General features: G+C 71.2%; 14 protein-coding genes. 6 read left to right on the top strand and 8 right to left on the bottom strand.

Going from position 1 to position 18,096, the window contains the following annotated elements; genetic code table 11:
• Positions 1-217 precede the first annotated feature (217 nt).
• Together ABS64_RS09215 and ABS64_RS09220 are read left to right on the top strand one after the other, a co-directional pair.
• The gene (locus ABS64_RS09215; protein ID WP_292683038.1) at positions 218-1,441 is read left to right on the top strand and encodes an amidohydrolase; all 1,224 of its coding nucleotides are present in this window, start codon (positions 218-220) and stop codon (positions 1,439-1,441) included.
• On the top strand, positions 1,438-2,391 hold the full coding sequence (locus tag ABS64_RS09220) for a hypothetical protein (protein WP_292683042.1): 954 nt from the start codon (positions 1,438-1,440) through the stop codon (positions 2,389-2,391). Before ABS64_RS09215 ends, ABS64_RS09220 begins: the two co-directional genes overlap by 4 nt.
• Positions 2,392-2,477: 86 nt before the next feature.
• On the opposite strand, the gene ABS64_RS09225 is transcribed toward ABS64_RS09220, so the two are convergent.
• Positions 2,478-3,578 carry a VanZ family protein gene (locus ABS64_RS09225; RefSeq protein ID WP_292683045.1) on the bottom strand — a complete coding sequence of 367 codons (1,101 nt, stop codon included), beginning with the start codon at positions 3,576-3,578 and terminating at the stop codon, positions 2,478-2,480.
• Between the two features lie 72 nt (positions 3,579-3,650).
• Here ABS64_RS09225 and ABS64_RS09230 point away from each other — a divergent pair, with 72 nt between their 5' ends.
• Genes ABS64_RS09230 through sufU form a run of 3 tightly spaced genes read left to right on the top strand, consistent with a single transcriptional unit; the run spans position 3,651 to position 7,500 of the window.
• Entirely contained in the window at positions 3,651-5,705 is a 2,055-nt protein-coding gene (locus ABS64_RS09230) for an APC family permease (protein WP_292683048.1), read from the top strand.
• Positions 5,706-5,765: 60 nt separating this feature from the next.
• The gene (locus ABS64_RS09235) at positions 5,766-7,037 is read left to right on the top strand and encodes a SufS family cysteine desulfurase (protein ID WP_016463943.1); all 1,272 of its coding nucleotides are present in this window, start codon (positions 5,766-5,768) and stop codon (positions 7,035-7,037) included.
• A gap of 1 nt (position 7,038) precedes the next feature.
• Positions 7,039-7,500 (top strand): Fe-S cluster assembly sulfur transfer protein SufU, encoded by a 462-nt coding sequence (gene sufU, locus ABS64_RS09240; RefSeq protein ID WP_005051616.1) that lies wholly within the window; start codon positions 7,039-7,041, stop codon positions 7,498-7,500.
• Positions 7,501-7,611: 111 nt separating this feature from the next.
• Here sufU and ABS64_RS09245 read toward each other — a convergent pair whose 3' ends face one another.
• The 3 genes from ABS64_RS09245 to ABS64_RS09255 are packed head-to-tail and all read right to left on the bottom strand — an operon-like array spanning position 7,612 to position 10,273.
• Positions 7,612-8,409 carry an alpha/beta fold hydrolase gene (locus tag ABS64_RS09245; RefSeq protein ID WP_036290530.1) on the bottom strand — a complete coding sequence of 266 codons (798 nt, stop codon included), beginning with the start codon at positions 8,407-8,409 and terminating at the stop codon, positions 7,612-7,614.
• 47 nt (positions 8,410-8,456) lie between these two features.
• Complete coding sequence (locus ABS64_RS09250; RefSeq protein WP_292683055.1) at positions 8,457-8,759, bottom strand: DUF427 domain-containing protein; 303 nt, start codon at positions 8,757-8,759, stop codon at positions 8,457-8,459.
• Positions 8,756-10,273 (bottom strand): MATE family efflux transporter, encoded by a 1,518-nt coding sequence (locus ABS64_RS09255; RefSeq protein ID WP_292683057.1) that lies wholly within the window; start codon positions 10,271-10,273, stop codon positions 8,756-8,758. The genes ABS64_RS09250 and ABS64_RS09255 overlap by 4 nt, the downstream gene beginning before the upstream one ends.
• Positions 10,274-10,415: 142 nt before the next feature.
• Here ABS64_RS09255 and ABS64_RS09260 point away from each other — a divergent pair, with 142 nt between their 5' ends.
• A complete protein-coding gene (locus ABS64_RS09260; RefSeq protein WP_036290533.1) occupies positions 10,416-11,336 on the top strand; it encodes a DUF808 domain-containing protein in 921 nt (306 codons plus the stop codon).
• A 118-nt stretch (positions 11,337-11,454) separates the two neighbouring features.
• Here the strand turns inward: ABS64_RS09260 and ABS64_RS09265 are convergent, their stop codons facing one another.
• The 4 genes from ABS64_RS09265 to ABS64_RS09280 form a co-directional block, all read right to left on the bottom strand.
• Positions 11,455-13,470, bottom strand: a complete 2,016-nt coding sequence (locus ABS64_RS09265; protein ID WP_292683062.1) for an HAD-IA family hydrolase — start codon at positions 13,468-13,470, stop codon at positions 11,455-11,457.
• 183 nt (positions 13,471-13,653) lie between these two features.
• On the bottom strand, positions 13,654-16,539 hold the full coding sequence (locus ABS64_RS09270; protein WP_292683065.1) for an aminotransferase class III-fold pyridoxal phosphate-dependent enzyme: 2,886 nt from the start codon (positions 16,537-16,539) through the stop codon (positions 13,654-13,656).
• Between the two features lie 168 nt (positions 16,540-16,707).
• Positions 16,708-17,124, bottom strand: coding sequence for a hypothetical protein (locus ABS64_RS09275; RefSeq protein ID WP_292683067.1), 417 nt, complete (start codon positions 17,122-17,124; stop codon positions 16,708-16,710).
• Between the two features lie 56 nt (positions 17,125-17,180).
• Positions 17,181-18,059, bottom strand: coding sequence for a LysR family transcriptional regulator (locus ABS64_RS09280; RefSeq protein ID WP_292683070.1), 879 nt, complete (start codon positions 18,057-18,059; stop codon positions 17,181-17,183).
• Positions 18,060-18,096: the final 37 nt, after the last annotated feature.

Genomic DNA, 18,096 nt, shown 5'->3' on the forward strand with positions numbered 1-18,096 from the left:
GATGCCGGGACCGGCCAGACTGAGTACGGAACGGGGAGATGCCGCGACGCGGAGACGCGGAGAGCCGCGACGCGGCGCGAGCAGTCCCCGCGACGCGGCGCGAGCAGTCCCCGCGACGCGGCGCGAGCAGTCCCCGCGACGCGGCGCGAGCAGTCGGGAACGGCCGCAACGCGCGCGCTCGGCGACGGCCGAGTGACCGCCGCGTACTCTCGATGGCATGAGCATCGACCTCGAAGCCCTCTACATCGACCTGCACCGCCACCCGGAACTGTCGTTCCAGGAGACCCGCACGGCGGGGGTCATCACCCGCGAGCTCGCCGCTCTCGGTCTCGAGTACGTCGAAGGCCTCGGCACCACGGGCGTCGCCACGAGCATCACCGGCACCGCCGCCGGCGACGGACCCGTCGTGTGGCTGCGCGCCGACATGGACGGCCTTCCGGTCGCCGAGCAGACCGGCCTCGCCTACGCCAGCACCGCCCACGGCATCGACCCGGCGGGCACCGACGTGCCGGTCATGCACGCCTGCGGCCACGACATGCACGTGACCGCACTGCTCGGCGCGCTGGAGCGCCTCGTCGCCACCCGCGACGAGTGGTCGGGGACGGTCGTCGCCGTCTTCCAGCCCGCCGAGGAGTACGGTGCGGGCGCGCAGGCGATGATCGCCGACGGCGTGCTCGACCGTTTCCCGAAGCCCGACATCGTGCTCGGCCAGCACCTGACCCCGCTCCCGGCGGGCACGATCGGTGTGCGCCCCGGAACGCAGATGGCGGCCTCGGACGGCCTCACCGTGCGCCTTCTCGGCCGCGGCGGCCACGGTTCGCGACCGCACGCCACCATCGACCCCGTCGTCATGGCGGCGGCGACCGTGATGCGCCTACAGACCGTCGTCTCGCGCGAGATCGACCCGCGGGAGATGGCCGTCGTCACCGTCGGCTCGATCCACGCGGGCCTCAAGAACAACATCATCCCCGCCGAGGCGAAGCTCGAGCTGAGCCTGCGCTACCCCGACGACGCGGCCCGCGCCGACGTGCTCGCACGCGTCGAACGCATCGTGCGGGCGGAGGCCGCGGCATCCGGAGCGGAAGAGCAGCCGGTCATCACGACCGACCACTCCCTGCCGCCGACGATCAACGACCACGAGGCCACCGCGCGCCTGACCGCCGCGTGGAACCGCGCCTTCGGCGAGGGGACGGTCGTCGACCCGGGTATGTTCACCGGAAGCGAAGATGTCTCGTGGTTCGCCCGCGAGGCGGGCGTGCCGCTCGTGTACTGGTTCTGGGGCGGGCTCGACCCGCAGCAGTACGCGGATGCCGTGGCCCGCGGCACCGTCAACGAGGACATCCCCACCAACCACTCGCCCTTCTTCGCCCCGATCCTGCACCCCACGATCGAGCGCGGTGTGGATGCGCTCGTCGTCGCGGCACGGGAGTTCCTCCGATGAGCCTCGAGGATCTGTTCGGCCCCCAGCCCGACGAGCCGGAGCGCCCGGCCCGAGAGCCGCGTGCGGCTCGCGAGCCCCGGGCGGAGCGCGAGCCCCGGGCGGAGCGCGAGCCCCGGGCGGAGCGCCAGCCTCGGCCTTCGCGCGAACCGCGCCCTCCGCGCGAACCGCGTGATCCGAAGCCGCCGCGCGAACCTCGCGAACCCCGCACCCCGGGAGGCGGGGGCGGCTCTCGCACGACGCTGATCCTCGGCATCGTCGCCGGCGTGCTGGCGGTGGCCGTCGTCGCCGTGGTCGGCTTCGCGCTGACCCGACCGTCCGATTCGGCGCAACCGGCCACGTCGGCGACGGCGGTGGCGACGGACGATGCGTCGGCCCCGGCATCCACCCCCTCCTCGACGCCGAGTCCCACCACGACCGCCGCGGCCACGGGCGTGGCGTTCTCGGCGACCGGCTTCACGCTCACGACCGGCTCCGGCCAGCCCTTCACCTACCGATGGGCCGACGAACCCGCCGCCGCCGTCGCGGCCCTGACCGCGGCCTTCGGGGCGCCGCCGACGCAGCGCACGCAGGCGGGCAACGGATCGACACTGCCGGATTACACCGTGTACACGTGGAACGGATTCTCGTTGTTCGAGATGGTCCCGACCGCGACGCTCACGCGAGCGGACTTCTCGCAGCCGGCGTACGCGCTGTTCACCGCGAACGAGGTGGGCGGAGTGCCGATCACGGCGGAGTTCGGCCTGAAGATCGGAATGAGCGCGGCCGAGGTGCGCGCCCTCACGCCGGCGCCCGCGAGTGAGACACCCCGCGCCTCGGGCAGCATCCGCTTCGCCTTCGACCCCCAGCGTTCCTCGTTCAAGAACGGCACGCCCTCGTACAGCGTGTTCGCCGACACCGACGGTGCCGACGGCCCGGTCGGGACGATCCTGTACTTCTACGCTCCGCAGTAACACGCAGCCGCGGATCAGACGGGCGCCCTTCCGCTCGGTTCACAACTCCGGAGATTCGACGCCGCCAACAGCCGGCGCCCGGCCGTTCACCCGTTTCGGGACGACTTCTCCGGAGTTGTGAACACCGTCCCGCCGTCATCCACCGCGGCAGCCGGCTCCCGCGCGTCGACGAGCCGCTGGCCGCTCAGCAGCCCCGGCAGTCCCCGGCCGTCGCGCGTCGTGAACACGAGCACGACGGATGCCGCGGCGAACACGAACTGCACGAAGGTCCCGGGCGCCGGCACGAGCCCCAGCAGCAGATAGCCGCCGATGCCGGCGACGAACCGCAGCGGCCGTGCCACCGGGGCCGGCAGCGGCCCGCCGCGGTAGCGCAGTTCGACGGCCAGGTCACCGGGCGTGCGGCCGGTGACGAGCACGACGACGGCCCAGATCGCGATCGGCGTCACCGTCAGGGCGAATCGGCCGGCGGCACCGTCCAGCACCGCGGCGTGGTCGCGGACGATGTACTCGAGGAACACCTGCACGGCGACGGCCGTGCCGTAGCCGACGAGCACGACGCCGAGCAGGTCGCAGAACATCGCGAGCAGGCGGCGTCCGCGGGTGACCGGGTGCGGGCGGCTCCCGGCATCCGTCGATCGACGCACCCGCCACCGTCGGGGGACGATCAGCGCGACGAGCGAGCCGAGCACCGCGCCGACGGTATTGGTGAGCATGTCATCGACGTCGAACACCCGGTACGCGCACGGATACAGTCCCCACACCCCGGTGAGCTGGGTGCTCTCGATCGTGAGCGAGACCAGCAGACCCGTCACGAACGCGACGAGGATGCCGCGACCGCCCAGCACCCGGAGGAAGAAGCCGAGCGGCAAGAACAGCAGCACGTTCAGCGCCAGTTGCAGCACGGCGAAATCGGTGAGGCTGCGGGCGCCGCGGAGGTCGTCGACGAAGGCCGAGATGTTCAGGTTCACGCCCGCACAGACGTAATTCTCGGCGTCGGGCAGGGGAAGCAGCGTGTACGTCCAGATGGCCCAGAAGTAGACGAGGGCGGCGGCCCACAACAGAAATCGGCCGACGGTGAGCCGGCCGCGGCGACGATAGCTGATCGCCACGAACGGTACGAACAGCACGATGCCGACCACGAATCCGATGGCCAGCGCGACGACGCCGGAGTAGAGCTCATTCCCCATGGGTCGATCCTGACAGTCTCGCGGCGTCATTCTCACGCTCGCCGGGATTGCGCGGCGACACGCGACCGCGTAATGTCGCCCGCCGTGACAGACGACAGTCGCGGCCCCGGCGAAGAGACGCCGATCGCCAAGCGCATCCTCATCGGCGAGCCCCTCACGAGCGAAGAGCTCGAAGGTCAGCTGCTCCCCAAGAAGATGGCGCTGCCGATCTTCGCCTCCGACGCCCTCTCCTCGGTGGCCTATGCGCCGCAGGAGCTGCTGATGATCCTGCTGATCGGCGGGACGGCCTTCCTCGCGCTCAGCCCATGGGTCGCGACGGCGGTCGTCGCCCTGCTGATCGTGGTGGTGCTGAGCTACCGCCAGCTGATCAAGGCCTACCCGTCGGGCGGTGGCGACTACGAGGTCGCCCGCACGAACCTGGGCGAGAAGGCCGGCGTCGTGGTGGCGGCGGCGCTGCTGGTCGACTACATCCTGACGGTGGCCGTGTCGGTCGCCTCGGGTGTCGACAACATCATCTCGGCACTGCCGAACCTCGACCCCTTCCGCGTGGAGCTCGCGGTGGGCTTCGTGATCCTGATCATCCTCGTGAACCTCCGCGGTGTGCGCGAAGCATCGACGGCCTTCGCGATCCCGACCTATCTGTTCATCGGCTCGGTCATGCTCATGATCGGCACCGGGCTCGTGCGCTGGATGCTGGGAGACGCGCCGATCGCCGAGAGCGCCCAGTTCGCGGTACAGGCCGAGGATCTCAGCCAGGCGGCGATGATCCTGCTGATCCTCCGCGCCTTCTCGAGCGGCTGTTCCGCCCTGACCGGCGTGGAGGCGGTCTCCAACGGCGTTCCGGCGTTCCGCCAGCCGAAGGTCCGCAACGCGCAGACGACGCTCGTGCTGATGGGTTCGATCGCCATCACGATGTTCGCCGGTCTCACGGTGCTCGCCCTCGTCGCAGGCGTCCACTACTCCGAGGACCCGTGCCGACTCGTCGGCTTCAACTGCGAGGCCCTCGTGCAGCCGAGCCTCATGGCCCAGGTCGCCGCGGCCACCTTCGGTGGCGGCAGCATCCTCTTCTTCGTCGTGCAGGCGGCGACCGCCGCCGTCCTGCTGCTGGCGGCCAACACGGCCTTCAACGGGTTCCCGCTGCTCGGGTCGGTCCTCGCCCGCGACGGCTACGCGCCGAAGGCGCTGAACACGCGCGGCGACCGGCTCGTGTACTCGAACGGCATGATCATCCTGGGCCTTGCCGCGGTGCTCGTGCTCGTGATCTTCCAGGCGAAGCTGACGACGCTGATCCAGCTGTACATCATCGGCGTGTTCGTCTCGTTCTCCCTCGGCCAGCTCGGCATGGTCAAGCACTGGCGACGCGAGCTGCGACTGCTGTCCCCGAAGGCGGCGAAGGCGCGGCGTGAGGCGATCTCCGGTCTGTTCATCAACGCGCTCGGGGCGACCTTCACGATCGTGGTGCTCGTGATCGTGACGATCACGAAGTTCACCCACGGCGCCTACCTCGTGTTCATCGCGATCCCGCTGCTGTCGTTCCTCATGGTCGGCGTCCACCGCTACTACCGCGACGTCGCGCACGAGATCGCGATGGACGACGACGTGCACTACGGCTCGACCGGCGATGTCGCACTCATCCTCGTCGGCACCCTGCAGAAGCCGACGGCCAAGGCCGTCGACTACGCCCTGTCCGCCAAGCACGAGAAGACGCTGGCCGTGCACGTCGCCGTCACGGCGGACGAGGCGCGCGACGTGCAGGACGACTGGCAGTTCCACCACATGCCGATCCCGCTGGTCGTGATCGAGTCGCCCTACCGGCAGTACGCGGCACCTCTCGCCCAGTTCATCGCCGAGTACCGCAAGAAGCACGGCCCGGCGGTCGTCACGGTCTACATGCCGCAGTACATCGTCGGTCACTGGTGGGAGACGTTCCTGCACAACCGGCGCGCACGCCGCATCGCCCAGCAGCTCATGCTCGTGCACGGCGTGCAGATCACCCTCGTGCCCTGGATGCTCGACTCGTCGGAGCTGATCTATGGTCGGCGTTCGCGTCCACTGCCGGGCGATGACCGTCGCGCCGGGCGCCTGCCGAGCTACGGATTGGTCGCGCACACCGACGACGAGTCCTGACATCGTCGCGGCATCCGTCGCACCGGAGCCGCGTCGGATGCCGGGGCGTAGCCTAGAGGGGTGACTTCCGCGACCGCGTCCCCCGCTTCCGCCGCGCCCGTAGCGGCCCTCGACGCCTCCGCGATCAAGGCCGACTTCCCGATCCTCGGCGAGCAGGTCAACGGCCATCCCCTCGCCTATCTCGACTCCGCCGCCACCAGTCAGAAGCCGCTGGCCGTGCTCGATGCGGAGCGCGACTTCCTGACGCACGCGAACGCCGCCGTGCACCGCGGCGCGCACACGCTGGCCGCCGAGGCGACGGAGCTGTTCGAAGACGCGCGAGCCACCGTCGCCGGGTTCGTCGGTGCGCAGCCCGAGCAGCTCGTCTGGACGAGCGGCGCCACGATGGGCCTCAATCTCGTCGCATACTCCATCGGGAATGCGCGCCTCGTGGGACCGGGTGACGAGATCGTCACGACGGCGATCGAGCACCATGCCAACCTCATCCCGTGGCAGGAGCTCGCGGCCCGCACCGGCGCCGTGCTGCGACACATCCCGGCGCACGACGACGGCACGCTCGACATGGATGCCGCGGCATCCCTCATCACCGAGCGCACCCGCGTCGTCGCCTTCACGCATGTCTCGAACGTTCTCGGCATCGTGAACCCGGTCGCCGAGCTCGTCGCCCTCGCGCAAGGCGTGGGCGCGATCACCGTGATGGACGCCTGCCAGTCCGCGCCGCATATCCCGCTCGACCTGCCCGCTCTCGGCGTCGATCTGGCGGTGTTCAGCGGTCACAAGATGCTCGGCCCGTACGGGGTCGGCGGTCTCTATGGGCGCACGCCGGTGCTCGAGTCGCTGCCGCCGTTCCTCACGGGCGGGTCGATGATCACCACCGTGACGCTCGACCGCGCCGAGTACCTGCCGCCGCCGCAGCGCTTCGAGGCGGGCACCCAGCCCGTCGGCCCCGCGATCGGCCTGGCGGCGGCTGTGCGCTATCTCGACGCCGTCGGGCTGGATCGCATCCATGCCCACGAGGGCATGCTGGCCGATCGGATGCGCGCGGGGCTCGTCGAGATCCCCGGCATCCGTCTGCTCGGCGACGCCGCCGGCGTCGGGCGCGTGGGGCTGTGGTCGTTCGACGTCGACGGCGTGCACGCCCATGACGCGGGCCAATTCCTCGACGCGCGGGGTATCGCCGTCCGCGTCGGCCACCACTGCGCCGCGCCCCTGCACACGCGCTACGGCGTCACGGCGAGCGTTCGCGCGAGCACCGCCCTGTACAACACCACCGACGACGTCGACCGTCTCATCGAGGCCGTCGCCGGCATCCGCCCCTACTTCGGAGTCTGACATGAGTGATCTCGACGCCCTCTACCGTGAGCTGATCCTCGATCACTCCAAGCATCCGCAGCACTTCGGTCTCACCGACGAGGGCGACGCGCCCGCAAAGGTCGGCACGATCGGCACCTCGCACCAGAAGAACCCCGTGTGCGGCGACGAGATCACGCTGCGCGCCCGCGTCGACGGGGAGACGATCGCCGACGTGCAGTGGGAGGGCCGGGGCTGCTCGATCTCGCAGGCCTCGGCATCCATGCTCGCCGACCTCGTCGCCGAGGAGGGGCTCAGCCGGGCCGAGGCCCTGCAGCTGATCGAGGGTTTCCGTGAGGCGTTGCGCTCGCGGGGCACGATCGAGCTCGACGAGGAGGTCTACGGCGACGCCGCGGCCCTGTCGGGCGTCTCGAAGTTCTCGGCGCGCGTGAAGTGCGCGATGCTCGCCTGGGTCGCCCTCGAAGACGCCATCGCGAAGGCCTGACCCCCCTCCCCCTCCCCGGGGCGGATGCCGAGCCGCTACGTTCTGCGCGAGCCGCCACGATCTGGCGTAGCGGCTCGCGCGAAACGTAGCGGCTCGGCGAAGGGGTGGGGGTTACGAACCGAGGAACTCGAGGGCGGCGCTGCGGAAGACCCGCGAACCCGGCGCGTTGAAGTGGTGGCGGTCGGGGATCTCGACGAAGCGGCCCTGGGGGCAGGCGGCGGCGAGCGCCTTCGAACCTTCGATGATGCCGTCGAGCGATCCCGTCGCGAACATCGCCGGCTGCTGCGGGGCATGCGCGGGGTCGGGATCGACGGTCTTCGACGACCGCATGCCCTCGGCGATGGCGAGGAGCGCCCGCAGGTCGTTGCCCGGCACGCGCTCGGCGAGCGCGATGTAGTTCTGCGTGACCCGGTCGGTCACGGGGGTGCCGTCTGCGATGAGCGCGCGCACCTGATCGAGGTCGAGGCGCGCGAGCGGGATGCCGTCGGGAACCCCGCCGAGAACGGCCCGCGGAATGCGGGGGGCGATGTCCTGCACGACCTCCCAGCCCACGCGGGCGCCGAGGGAGTACCCGACGTAGAACGCCTCGTCGACGAGGTAGGTGTCGAGCATCGTCTCGACGTCCCCGGCGAGCTGGCGGATATCGTACGCGCGGGGCTCGTGCGGCTTGTCGCTGGCTCCGTGGCCGCGCTGGTCGAGCGCGAGCACCCGATATCCGGCAGCGGTGAGATCGCGCACCCAGCCCGTCGCGACCCAGTTGTCCTTCGTGCTCGATGCAAACCCATGCACGACGACGACAGTCGGCGCGTCCTCGTCACCCCACGAGTACGTCGCGATGCGGTAGCCGTCCCCGACCATGAGGTACTGCGGGTCGGGCATCTGCGTGAGGTTCTGAAGCGGCGCGGTCACGGCTTCTATCCTGCCGTCGATTCGGCGGGTGTGGTCGCCGCCGCGAGTCAGTCCTCGACGCGAACTTCCTTCCAGAACGCGACGTATCCCGAGAAGTCCTTGCCGACGCGGGCGATGCCGCTCTCGTAGGGATCGGGGTACGACCAGGCACGGTCGGCCAGCAGCTCGTCACCGGAGCGCACGGAGTAGTACTGGCACTCGCCCTTCCACGGGCAGGTGTAGGGCGTGGGGCTCTCCTGCAGGAGGTCCCAGTTCGCGCTCGACGGCGGGAAGTACCAGTTGCCTTCGATGGAGATCAGGTCGTCGCGGTCGGCCTCCGCCACCGTCACATCACCCAGAACAGCTTTCATCGCGTCCTCCGCTTCGCTCGCGTCCCACCCTTCCACCGTCGCACGCGGCCCGCAACGAGGTCGGCGACCGGCTGCTGCGGAAGCGGGATGGGCTGGGTGACCACGGCATCCACCACCATCGACCCGTCCGTCGGCCCGATGACGGCGATGGGGGTGGTGAGAGTCGGCTCTGCGGGGTCGACCGGCATCCGCTCGAGCGCCCGGTGAGCGCGCAGGTACGCGGGGATGAGGATGACGCTGGCGCCGACCCAGGCGAGCGGGTTGCTCCACACGACGCCGACGAACCCGAAGATGTGGCCGAGCACGACCGCCGCGCCCACGCGCATCGCCAGCTCGACGAGCCCGGTCACCGTCGGGATGACGGTGCTGCCGAGACCCTGCAGGGTGCCGCGCAGGATGAAGAGCACGCCCAGCGCCGTGTAGCTGGCGCCGTTGATGAGCAGCATGAGCGCGGCCAGCTGTACGACCGTGTCGCTGCCGTCGCCGACGAACAGGCGCACGAGCGGGGCTCCGAACGTGATGAGCAGCGCTCCGAGCACGACGGCGGCAGCCAGCGCCATCCAGATCGCCTGTCCGACGCCGCGACGGATGCGATCCGGGCGGCGCGCCCCCAGGTTCTGGGCGGCGTACATGGATGCCGCGAGCCCGAGCGACTGCAGGAGGGCGACGGCGAGGCCGTCCACGCGCGATGCCGTCGTGTACGCGGCGACCGCGTCGGCGCCCAGGGTGTTCAGCGCGACCTGCACCGTCAGGGTGCCGATCGCGATGATCGACGCCTGGAACCCCATGGGCAGGCCGAGTCGCAGGTGCTCGACGAGATCGGCCCGCGTGATGCGCCAGTCGGCGCGCTGCACGTGGAGCACGGGCAGCCGACGGCGGACGTACACGAGGCAGAGGATCACCGAGAGGGCCTGCGAGACGACGGTCGCGAGCGCCGCGCCGGCCACGCCCAGACCGAACGGACCGACCATGAGGATGACGAGCACCACGTTGAGTCCGCAGGCGATCGTGAGGAACACCAACGGCGTGCGCGAGTCGCCGATCGCCCGGACGATCGCGGAGAGGTAGTTGAAGCCCATGATGGCGCCGGCGCCGACGAAGCTGACCTGGGCGAACACTGTCGCCTCGTCCATGAGCTCGGGCGGCGTCTGCAGCAGATGCAGGGCGGGACCGGCCAGCAGCGGCGCGCCGACCGTCAGCACGATCGTCGTGATCGCGGTGAGGATCGTTCCCGCCGCCACCGAGCGGCGCACCGCCGTGACGTCGCCGGCGCCGAAGGCTTGCGCCGTGGGGATCGCGAATCCGCTCGTCAGACCCCAGGCGAACCCGAGCAGCAGAAACAGCAGGCTGCCGGTCGCGCCGACGGCGGCGAGTGCATCGACGCCGAGATGGCGCCCGACGACGATCGCGTCGACGAACTGATACAGCTGCTGCACGACGTTGCCGATGAGCAGGGGCACCGCGAAGGCGAGGATGACGCGCCAGGGGCTACCGGTGGTGAGAGAACGTGACATACGACCGGGTTCGAGACGGGGGCGGAAACGGCGAAAGGCGCTCCTCACGGGAGCGCCGGACTCCAGGCTATCGAATCGATTCGAGGAGCGCAAGCCTCGGCATCCGTCGGTCGGGTGCGACGCGCCCGGTACTGTTGCTGGCATGTCCGTAGGTCTGCTCGCCGTCGTCGATGACATCCTCAGCGCGGCGCTGAAGGCGTCGGCGAAGTCCGCCGGCGTCGTGATCGACGATGCCGCCGTCACCCCGCAGTACGTGCAGGGGCTCTCTCCCGCACGGGAGCTTCCGGTCGTGGGTCGCATCGCCCTCGGGTCGCTCGCGAACAAGTTCCTGATCATCATCCCGATCGCGATGCTGCTCACCGCCTTCGCGCCCGGGGTGCTGCCGTGGCTGCTCATCGTCGGCGGCGGATACCTCTGCTTCGAGGGCGCCGAGAAGGTGCTCGAGTGGTTCGGCTTCCACCACGGCGGCCACGACGACGAGGGCGGGCGCGACGAGAAGCGGCTGGTCATGGGCGCGATCCGCACCGACCTGATCCTGTCGACCGAGATCATGCTGATCGGCCTGTCGAACGTCGATCCCGACCTGGACTTCTGGCTGCGCCTGGCCGTGCTCGCGGTCATCGCGCTCTCGATGACGGCGCTGGTCTACGGCGCCGTCGCCCTGCTGGTGAAGATCGATGACATCGGCCTGAAGATGGCCAAGAGCGGTTCGGTGCGCGTGCGCCACACCGGTACGCGCATCGTGCGGTCGATGCCCGCGGTCTTCCGCGTCATCTCGATCGTCGGCACCGTGGCGATGCTGTGGGTGGGCGGCCATCTCGTGCTCGCCAACCTCGGCGAGGTCGGCTGGCACGCCCCGGTCGAACTCCTGCACGCCGTCGAGCACGCACTCGAGCCCCTCGGCCCGGTCATCGTGTGGATCGGCGACACGGCCGTGTCCGCCGTCGCGGGACTGGTCGTGGGCCTCGTGATCGTCGGCATCGCACTGGCCATCGGCAAGGCCTTCGGCCGCAACCTCAGCTTCAGCGAGGGACACCGCGCCGCCCACGGCGAGACCGACTGACGGCGGCTGCCCCGCGGTCGAGAAACCACTTTCGCCCCGAGAAATCGTCGGCACCGTGGTTTCTGAAGGCGGATGTGGTTTCTCGAGGTGAATCCGGTTTCTCGCGCAGGCCGCCCGGTCAGTCGAGCGTGACGACAGCCCCGCCGTCCGCGTCCCGTGACACGTGGATGCCGCGGGCATCGGAGACCGTCCACGTCGGCCCCGCCTCGGCGGCGTGGGGGCCGACGCCGATCACGCGCATGCCGGCGGCGCGTCCGGCGGCGATGCCGTTGGCGGAGTCCTCGACCACGATGCAGCGCGCGGCATCCACCCCGAGCGCGGCGGCGCCGGCGAGGAAGCCCTCGGGATCGGGCTTGCTGCGGCTCACGTCGGCCGCCGCGATCACGACGGGAGGCATCGGCAGCCCGGCGGCCCGCATGCGCGCAGTGGCCAGCTCGGTGGTCGCCGACGTGACCAGGGCGTACGGAACGCCCTCGTGAGCCAGGGCGGCGAGCAGGTCGGCCGCGCCGGCGATCGCCACGACGCCCTCGGTCTGCGCCGTCTCGGTGGCGAGCATCGCGGCGTTCTCGGCGAGGTTGACCTCGTGCGGGCGGTCCGGCAGCAGGAGCGCCATCGAGTCCTGGCCCTGCCGACCGTGGATGATCGACAGGGTCCGTGCCGGATCGACGCCGTGATCGAGCGACCACTGCGTCCAGAGGCGTTCGACCACGGCGTGCGAGTCGACGAGGGTGCCGTCCATGTCCAGCAGCACGGCCGACGCAGAGGTCGCGATGCGGGGGACGGATGCCGGGACGCGCAGCGCCTCCCACCCGCCGCCGAGCGGCGGCAGGTGCCAGCCGGCCTGGACCGCACCGGACGCGTCACGGCGCACGATCGCGCGATGCGGAGAGGTGGTGTCGACCACGTGCACGAGCACGCTGCCATCGTCGCGGCGCTCCCCGCGGGTGGAGAGGCGCAGGTGGGTGGCATCGGGTGCACCGTCCACGGCCGGGCCCTCGACGGTGATCTCCTGCCAGAACGGGCCGACCGGCAGAGAGCCGACGCCGGGGAGGGCGAGGCGCCATCCGTCCGCCGCGTCGTCGAGGGCGAGTCCCGCGACGTCGAACGGGTCGGGACTGATCGTGAGCCGGTCACGCTCGGCCCAGCCGTCGCGCGCCGCGTCGAGGGCCGCGGTCGGCGCCGTCGGCACGGTCGGTGCGGTGTCGGCGCCCGTGGCGGCGGGGGTCGCGGCATCCGCTCCGCCTGCCGCGTCCGCGACCTCGACAGCCGCGACGAACGCCCAGAACGCGCGCAGCGTCGCCTGGGTGTCGAGGGTGGCGCCCTGGTAGGCGATGACCAGGTCGTGGTCGGGCAGCACGAGCGCGAACTGGCCGAACGCGCCGTCGAGCCGGAACCCCTCACGGCCGCGCCACACCTGGTAGCCGTAGCCGAGGCTCCAGTCGTTGACCTCGCCGTCGGCGGCGATCGGCCCCTCGAACACCGAGGTATCCGACCAGGGGCGCGACATCTCCTCGACGTACCACGCGGGCGCGACCTGCACGCCGTCGAACGCCCCGCCGGCGCTCAGCATGATGGCCGTGCGCGCGAGGTCATCGACCGTCAGGTGGAAGCCGGACGCACCGTGCTCGATGCCGCCGTAGGGCTGCATCCACCGCTCGCCGATGCCGAGCGGATCGAGCAGTCGCGGGCGCAGGTACGCGGTGAGCGGCTCGCCGGTGAGGGCGGTGACGATCGCGGACAGCGTGTGCGTGGCCGGGGAGTTGTACGCGAAGTGTGTGCCGGGAGCGAACGCGGGCTCTTCGCGCAGCAGTACGAGCGGATCGGTGCCGATGCGCTCGATCTGCTCGGCCGTGTGGCCCGTGTTCATCGTGAGCAGATGACGCACCGTGATGCCGTGCGGGTTCTCCTCCCCCACGTGCAGACCCGCTGAATCGTCGAGGCCCAGCCGCCGCTCGTCGACGAGGAAGCCGATCGCCAGCGCCGTGTACGTCTTGGATGCCGAGTACACGAGCGCCGGCCGCTCCAGCCGGTACGGGGCCCACGCGGTCTCGAAGGCCACCTCGCCGTGGCGGGCGACCAGCAGCGCGTGCGGGTCGAGACCCTGCGCAGCGAGGCGCTCGGCGAGCGCCAGCACGGCGGCTTCGCGGATGCCGAGGCGCTCCGGGGCCCGACGGGCCAGGGGGCGGGACTACAGGGGACGACGGGACTGCGGCGAGGAAGTCATCTCCTCCACTCTACGAGCGGAGCCCGTGCCGGGGCCGCCCGCCCGCCGCACCTATCCGCGGGGGCCGCCCGCCCCGGCATACCGCGGTCGCGCTCAGTCGCGGAGAGCGCCCAGCACGGCGTCGAGCGCGGCGACGAACCGGCGCGCATCGACCTCGGTGAGCACGAGGGGCGGTTTCACCTTCAACACGTTCTGCCGTTCGGAGGCGGCCTGCACGATGAACCCGTGTCCGAGCAGCAGATCGCACACGCGCGTCGCCTCTTCGCGCGCGGGCTCGAGCGTCTCGCGGTCGCGCACCAGCTCGATACCGAGATACAGACCCGTTCCGTGGACGGCGCCGATGAGCGGATGCCGAGGCATCAGCGCCCGCACCTCCTCGGCGATGATGCCGCCGACCCGCGCTGCATTCTGCTGCAGCCCTTCCGCGTCGATGATGTCGAGGATCGCCGATCCGGCGACGGCGCTCGCGGGGGTGCCGCCGGCCGAGGAGAAGAACGTTCCTTCGCGGGCGAGGGCATCGACGATCTCGCGGCGCGTGATGACGGCGCCGAGGGGGTAGGCGTTGCCCGCCGCCTTCGCCACCGAGACGATGTCGGGCACGAGCCCCTGCATCGTGCTCCCCCAGAACGAGGATCCCAGGCGTCCGTAGCCGACCTGCACCTCGTCGGCGATCACCAGGCCGCCGTGCGCGCGCACCGCGTCGGCGACGGCCGTGAGATATCCGGCCGGCGGGATGACGCCGCCGGCGTTGCCGAGCACCGGCTCGCAGATGAAGGCGCCGGCCGGGCGGCCCTCGTCGGCCAGGGAGCGCGCGAGGTCGGCGACCTCGCGCGCGTAGGCGGCCCCGGCATCCGGTCCGCGGTGACGGCCGCGGTAGGCGTTCGGGGCGTCGACGAGATGCACCCAGTCGGGGCGCGAGTCGGCGGCGTGCGGGTTGTCGAACGCCGAGGTGCTGACCGCGTCGGCCGCGCTCGTCCAGCCGTGGTAGCTCTCGCGCACCGCGATGACGTCGCGCCGACCGGTCGCGACCCGGGCGAGCGTGAGGGCGAGGTCCACGGCCTCCGACCCGCTGTTGACGGGGATGACGGTGTCGAGCGACGGGTCGGGGCTGTGCGCGACGAGCCGCGCGGTGAACTCGGCGAAGGCGTCGTAGAGGAAGCGCGAGTTGGTGTTCAGCAGGTGCAGTTGCCGGGCGATGCGGTCGGCGAAGACGGGATGAGCGTGTCCGATCGCGGTCACGTTGTTGACGAGGTCGACGTAGGCGCGTCCCTGCGTGTCGATGAGGAGCGCGCCCCAGCCGCGCTCGATCTGCGGCGGCTCCGCGTAGAAGCGTTCGGCGGCGGCGCCGATCGCCTCCTCGCGCACCCGTCGGGCGTGCCGCGTCGCCCGCACCGGATCGGCCACGCGTTCGGTGCCCAGGATCGCCGACGGATCTGCCGCGCCCGGGGTCTCGGCTTCGCCCTCGGCATCCGTGAATGCCGCGTCGGCGGCGGCCTCACGCAGACGACGGGTGATGCGCAGGCGGCCGAGTCCCGGTTCGAGCTCGGCGACGCGACCGAGCGGGGCGCCGGGGTGCACGGTGCGCTCCGGCGCCGTCTCGACGACCAGACCCTCGATCCGCATCACGACGCCGGCGTCGCGCACCTCGACCGCGCCGGTGTCGACGGTCAGGATGCCGCCGAACGGCGCGGCCACCTCGGCACCCGGACGGGTCCACAGCTCGACGCACCGCGCACGGGTGGCAGCCGGCCGCGTCGTGTCGGTCGACACGCGGCTCAGTCGGCTCTCGCCGTAGCGCAGCACCGCGATGGGGGCGGCGGCGAGCGCGTCGCGGACGAGCTCCTGCTCGATCCCGGGAACCGTCCAGCGGCCGCGATCGAGCTGCGCGCTGCGGATGCCGAGGTCCACGGCGGCCGCGGCATCCATCTGTGCCAGGACGGGACGGTAGGCGAGGCCCGCGCGGTGCGGACGGCCCGTGGCCAGGCGCAGCTGCGCCGTCACCTCGGCGGACGGTACCCGGGCCGTCCGCGCGAAGACCTGCCACTCGTGCTCGACCCGCTCGCGCGCGTAATCGTTGCCCGGGTCGATGCGCAACTGGCTCCAGCCGCTGACGGCGAGCACGGCGCCGCGGAGCACGACCAGCGGCCAGAGCGCCTCGATCTCGGCATCCGCGAGGCGCGCGCGCTGATCGAAGCCCGTGACGGCGCGGCCGACGATCGCGAGGTCGTCGGTGCGACCCATGAGGTCGGCGAGCAGCATCGCCAGCTCGGCGGCACGCCACGACGTCGCGACATCGCCGAGGTCGATCACCCAGTGCCGCCCGCGCCGGTCGCGCATGACGTTGTCGGCGGTGAGGTCGCCGTGGATCACCTGGCGCGGAAGGTGGGCCGCGACGGCGTCGAGCTCGGCGGCGGCGCGACGGGCGGCCCCCAGGCACTGCTCGCGACGGTCGTCGGGGAGGTCGTCGATGAGCTGCTCGACGACGGCGAGGGCGTTGCCGAGCTCCCACTGCAGGTTGCGGTCGGTGTCCTCGGCATCCATTCCGGCGAGAACGCCGGCGACCTCGGCGACCAGCTCGCCCAGCTCCTCGGCCTGGGCGCCGTCGACGTCGGTGATGTCGGACAGCGGCTCGCCCTCGACGATCTGGAAGCCGGCCACCCGAGAGACCTCCCCGTCGCCGCAGACGATCTGCGTCGTGCGGGCGCCGGATGCCGTCGTCAGCACCTCCGGGGTGAGCAGTCCCTCGGCGCGCAGGCGATCGGAAGCCGCGATGTGCAGGTCGACGGCGAACGCGTCGACCGTCGGGTGGAAGATCTTGACGAGAATGCCCGTTCCGTCGGCGCCGCGCACAAGGAAGTTGCGGTCCTGCTGACTGCCCAGCTCGGTGAGCTCGCCGTCGACGCCGTAGTCGCGCCGCGCGAGCGCGCGGACCTCGTCGAGGTCGACCTCGGGTCGGGCGAGCAGCCAGTTGTCGGTCATCGGGTCACGTCCTTCGGGAGAGGGCGGTCGAGCGGAGATCCCGCCGGTGCGCGCCGCACGGGCACCACGATTCTGGCGGATGCCGCGGCATCCGTGTGTCCGAATCAGCCCCGTTGACCGGTCATCTCGTCCGCCCGTCGATTCCGAGGCTGTGGGGCCTCGCCGCGACTACTGCACCGTCCACCAGGCGATGTCGACGAGACAGAGCTCGCCGTCGACCTCCCGGTAGAAGACGTCGCCCGGATACTGCGCACCCGCGATGACGCGCGACGCAGGGAGCGAGAGGTTGATGCTCCACGTCGGATCATGAGGGGCCATCTCGGGCCAGTGGGCGGCGACGAGCCGCTCGGGCTCTTGAGCGGTGGCCCCCTCCCAGTCCGCCGGGTCGCGGAGGTCGGGGTCGGAGCCCGCACAGACGAGCCCGTCAGCCTCTCGCGCCGCCGCAGCCGTGATCAGCCTCTGGGTCGTGTCGATGACGTGTGCACCGTCGGCACCCCAGATGAGCTCGTTCATCGTGCAGCCGCTGAGCACGACCGCGAGCGCTGCACTCAAGCCGACGACGACAATCCTCCGCGCCGGCGTCATGCCGCCAACTGTATCGACCACGGATGCGCACCACCACGCCCTGTCCCGCGACCCCCTCACCGCTCCCGCAGCGCGGCGACGAGCTCCTTCGCGTAGCGGGCACCCTGGGCGGTCGTGCTCCAGGCGATGCCGATCGCACGCACGCGCTGCGGCTCCAGCGGGAGATAGACGACGCCCGGGTCGTCGCGGCCCGGTGTGCGCGGCAGGATCGAGACCCCGAGGCCACCGGCGACGAGGCTGCGCATCGTGTCGATCTCGCTGCTTTCGAACGTGACGTTCACGGCGACGTCGGCCTCATCCAAGATCCCGGTGACCGCCGTCCGCAGCTCCGCGATGCGCGAGAAGCCGATGAAGTCGCGCCCTGCCAACGCCCGCACATCGACCGGGCCGGATGCCGCCGCGAGCGGATGGCCCGAGGGGACGGCGATGCACAGCGGCTCTTCGGCGAGCGGCTGCCATCCGATGTCGTCGGAGGTCGCGGAGGTCGCCAGCGGTGCCGTGCTCAAGGCGACGTCGATCGTGTCGAGGGCGAGCCAGCCGTAGAGGTCGCGGGCGAAGCCCTGACGCAGCGAGACCCGCACATCGGGTCGCAGTGCGCGGAAGCGCTGGATGACGTCGGGCACCATCCACCGCGCCACCGAGTGCAGGAACCCGACGCGCAGCAGCCGCCCCTCGTCGGCGATCAGCTCAGCGTGACGGCGGGCCGACTCGACCGCGTCGAGGACGCCAGCTGCGTCGGCGCGGAAGGCGAGACCGTTCGCGTTCAGCTCGAGCCGTTTGCCGTGTCGGGCGAACAGCACCATCCCGACCTCGTCTTCGAGTCGCGCGAGCGCGCGTGACACGTTCGACTGGTTGACGCGCAGTTCCGCGGCGGTGTCGCGCGTGTTCTGCGTCTCGGCCAACGACAGGAAGATGCGGAGGGTCTGCTCGTCCATGACACCGATTATGCGCTGAACGCATCAAAAGCGGCTT

Origin of the sequence: Microbacterium sp. SCN 69-37 (assembly GCF_001724435.1) — a bacterium.
GTDB classification, from domain to species: Bacteria; Actinomycetota; Actinomycetes; order Actinomycetales; family Microbacteriaceae; genus Microbacterium; species Microbacterium laevaniformans.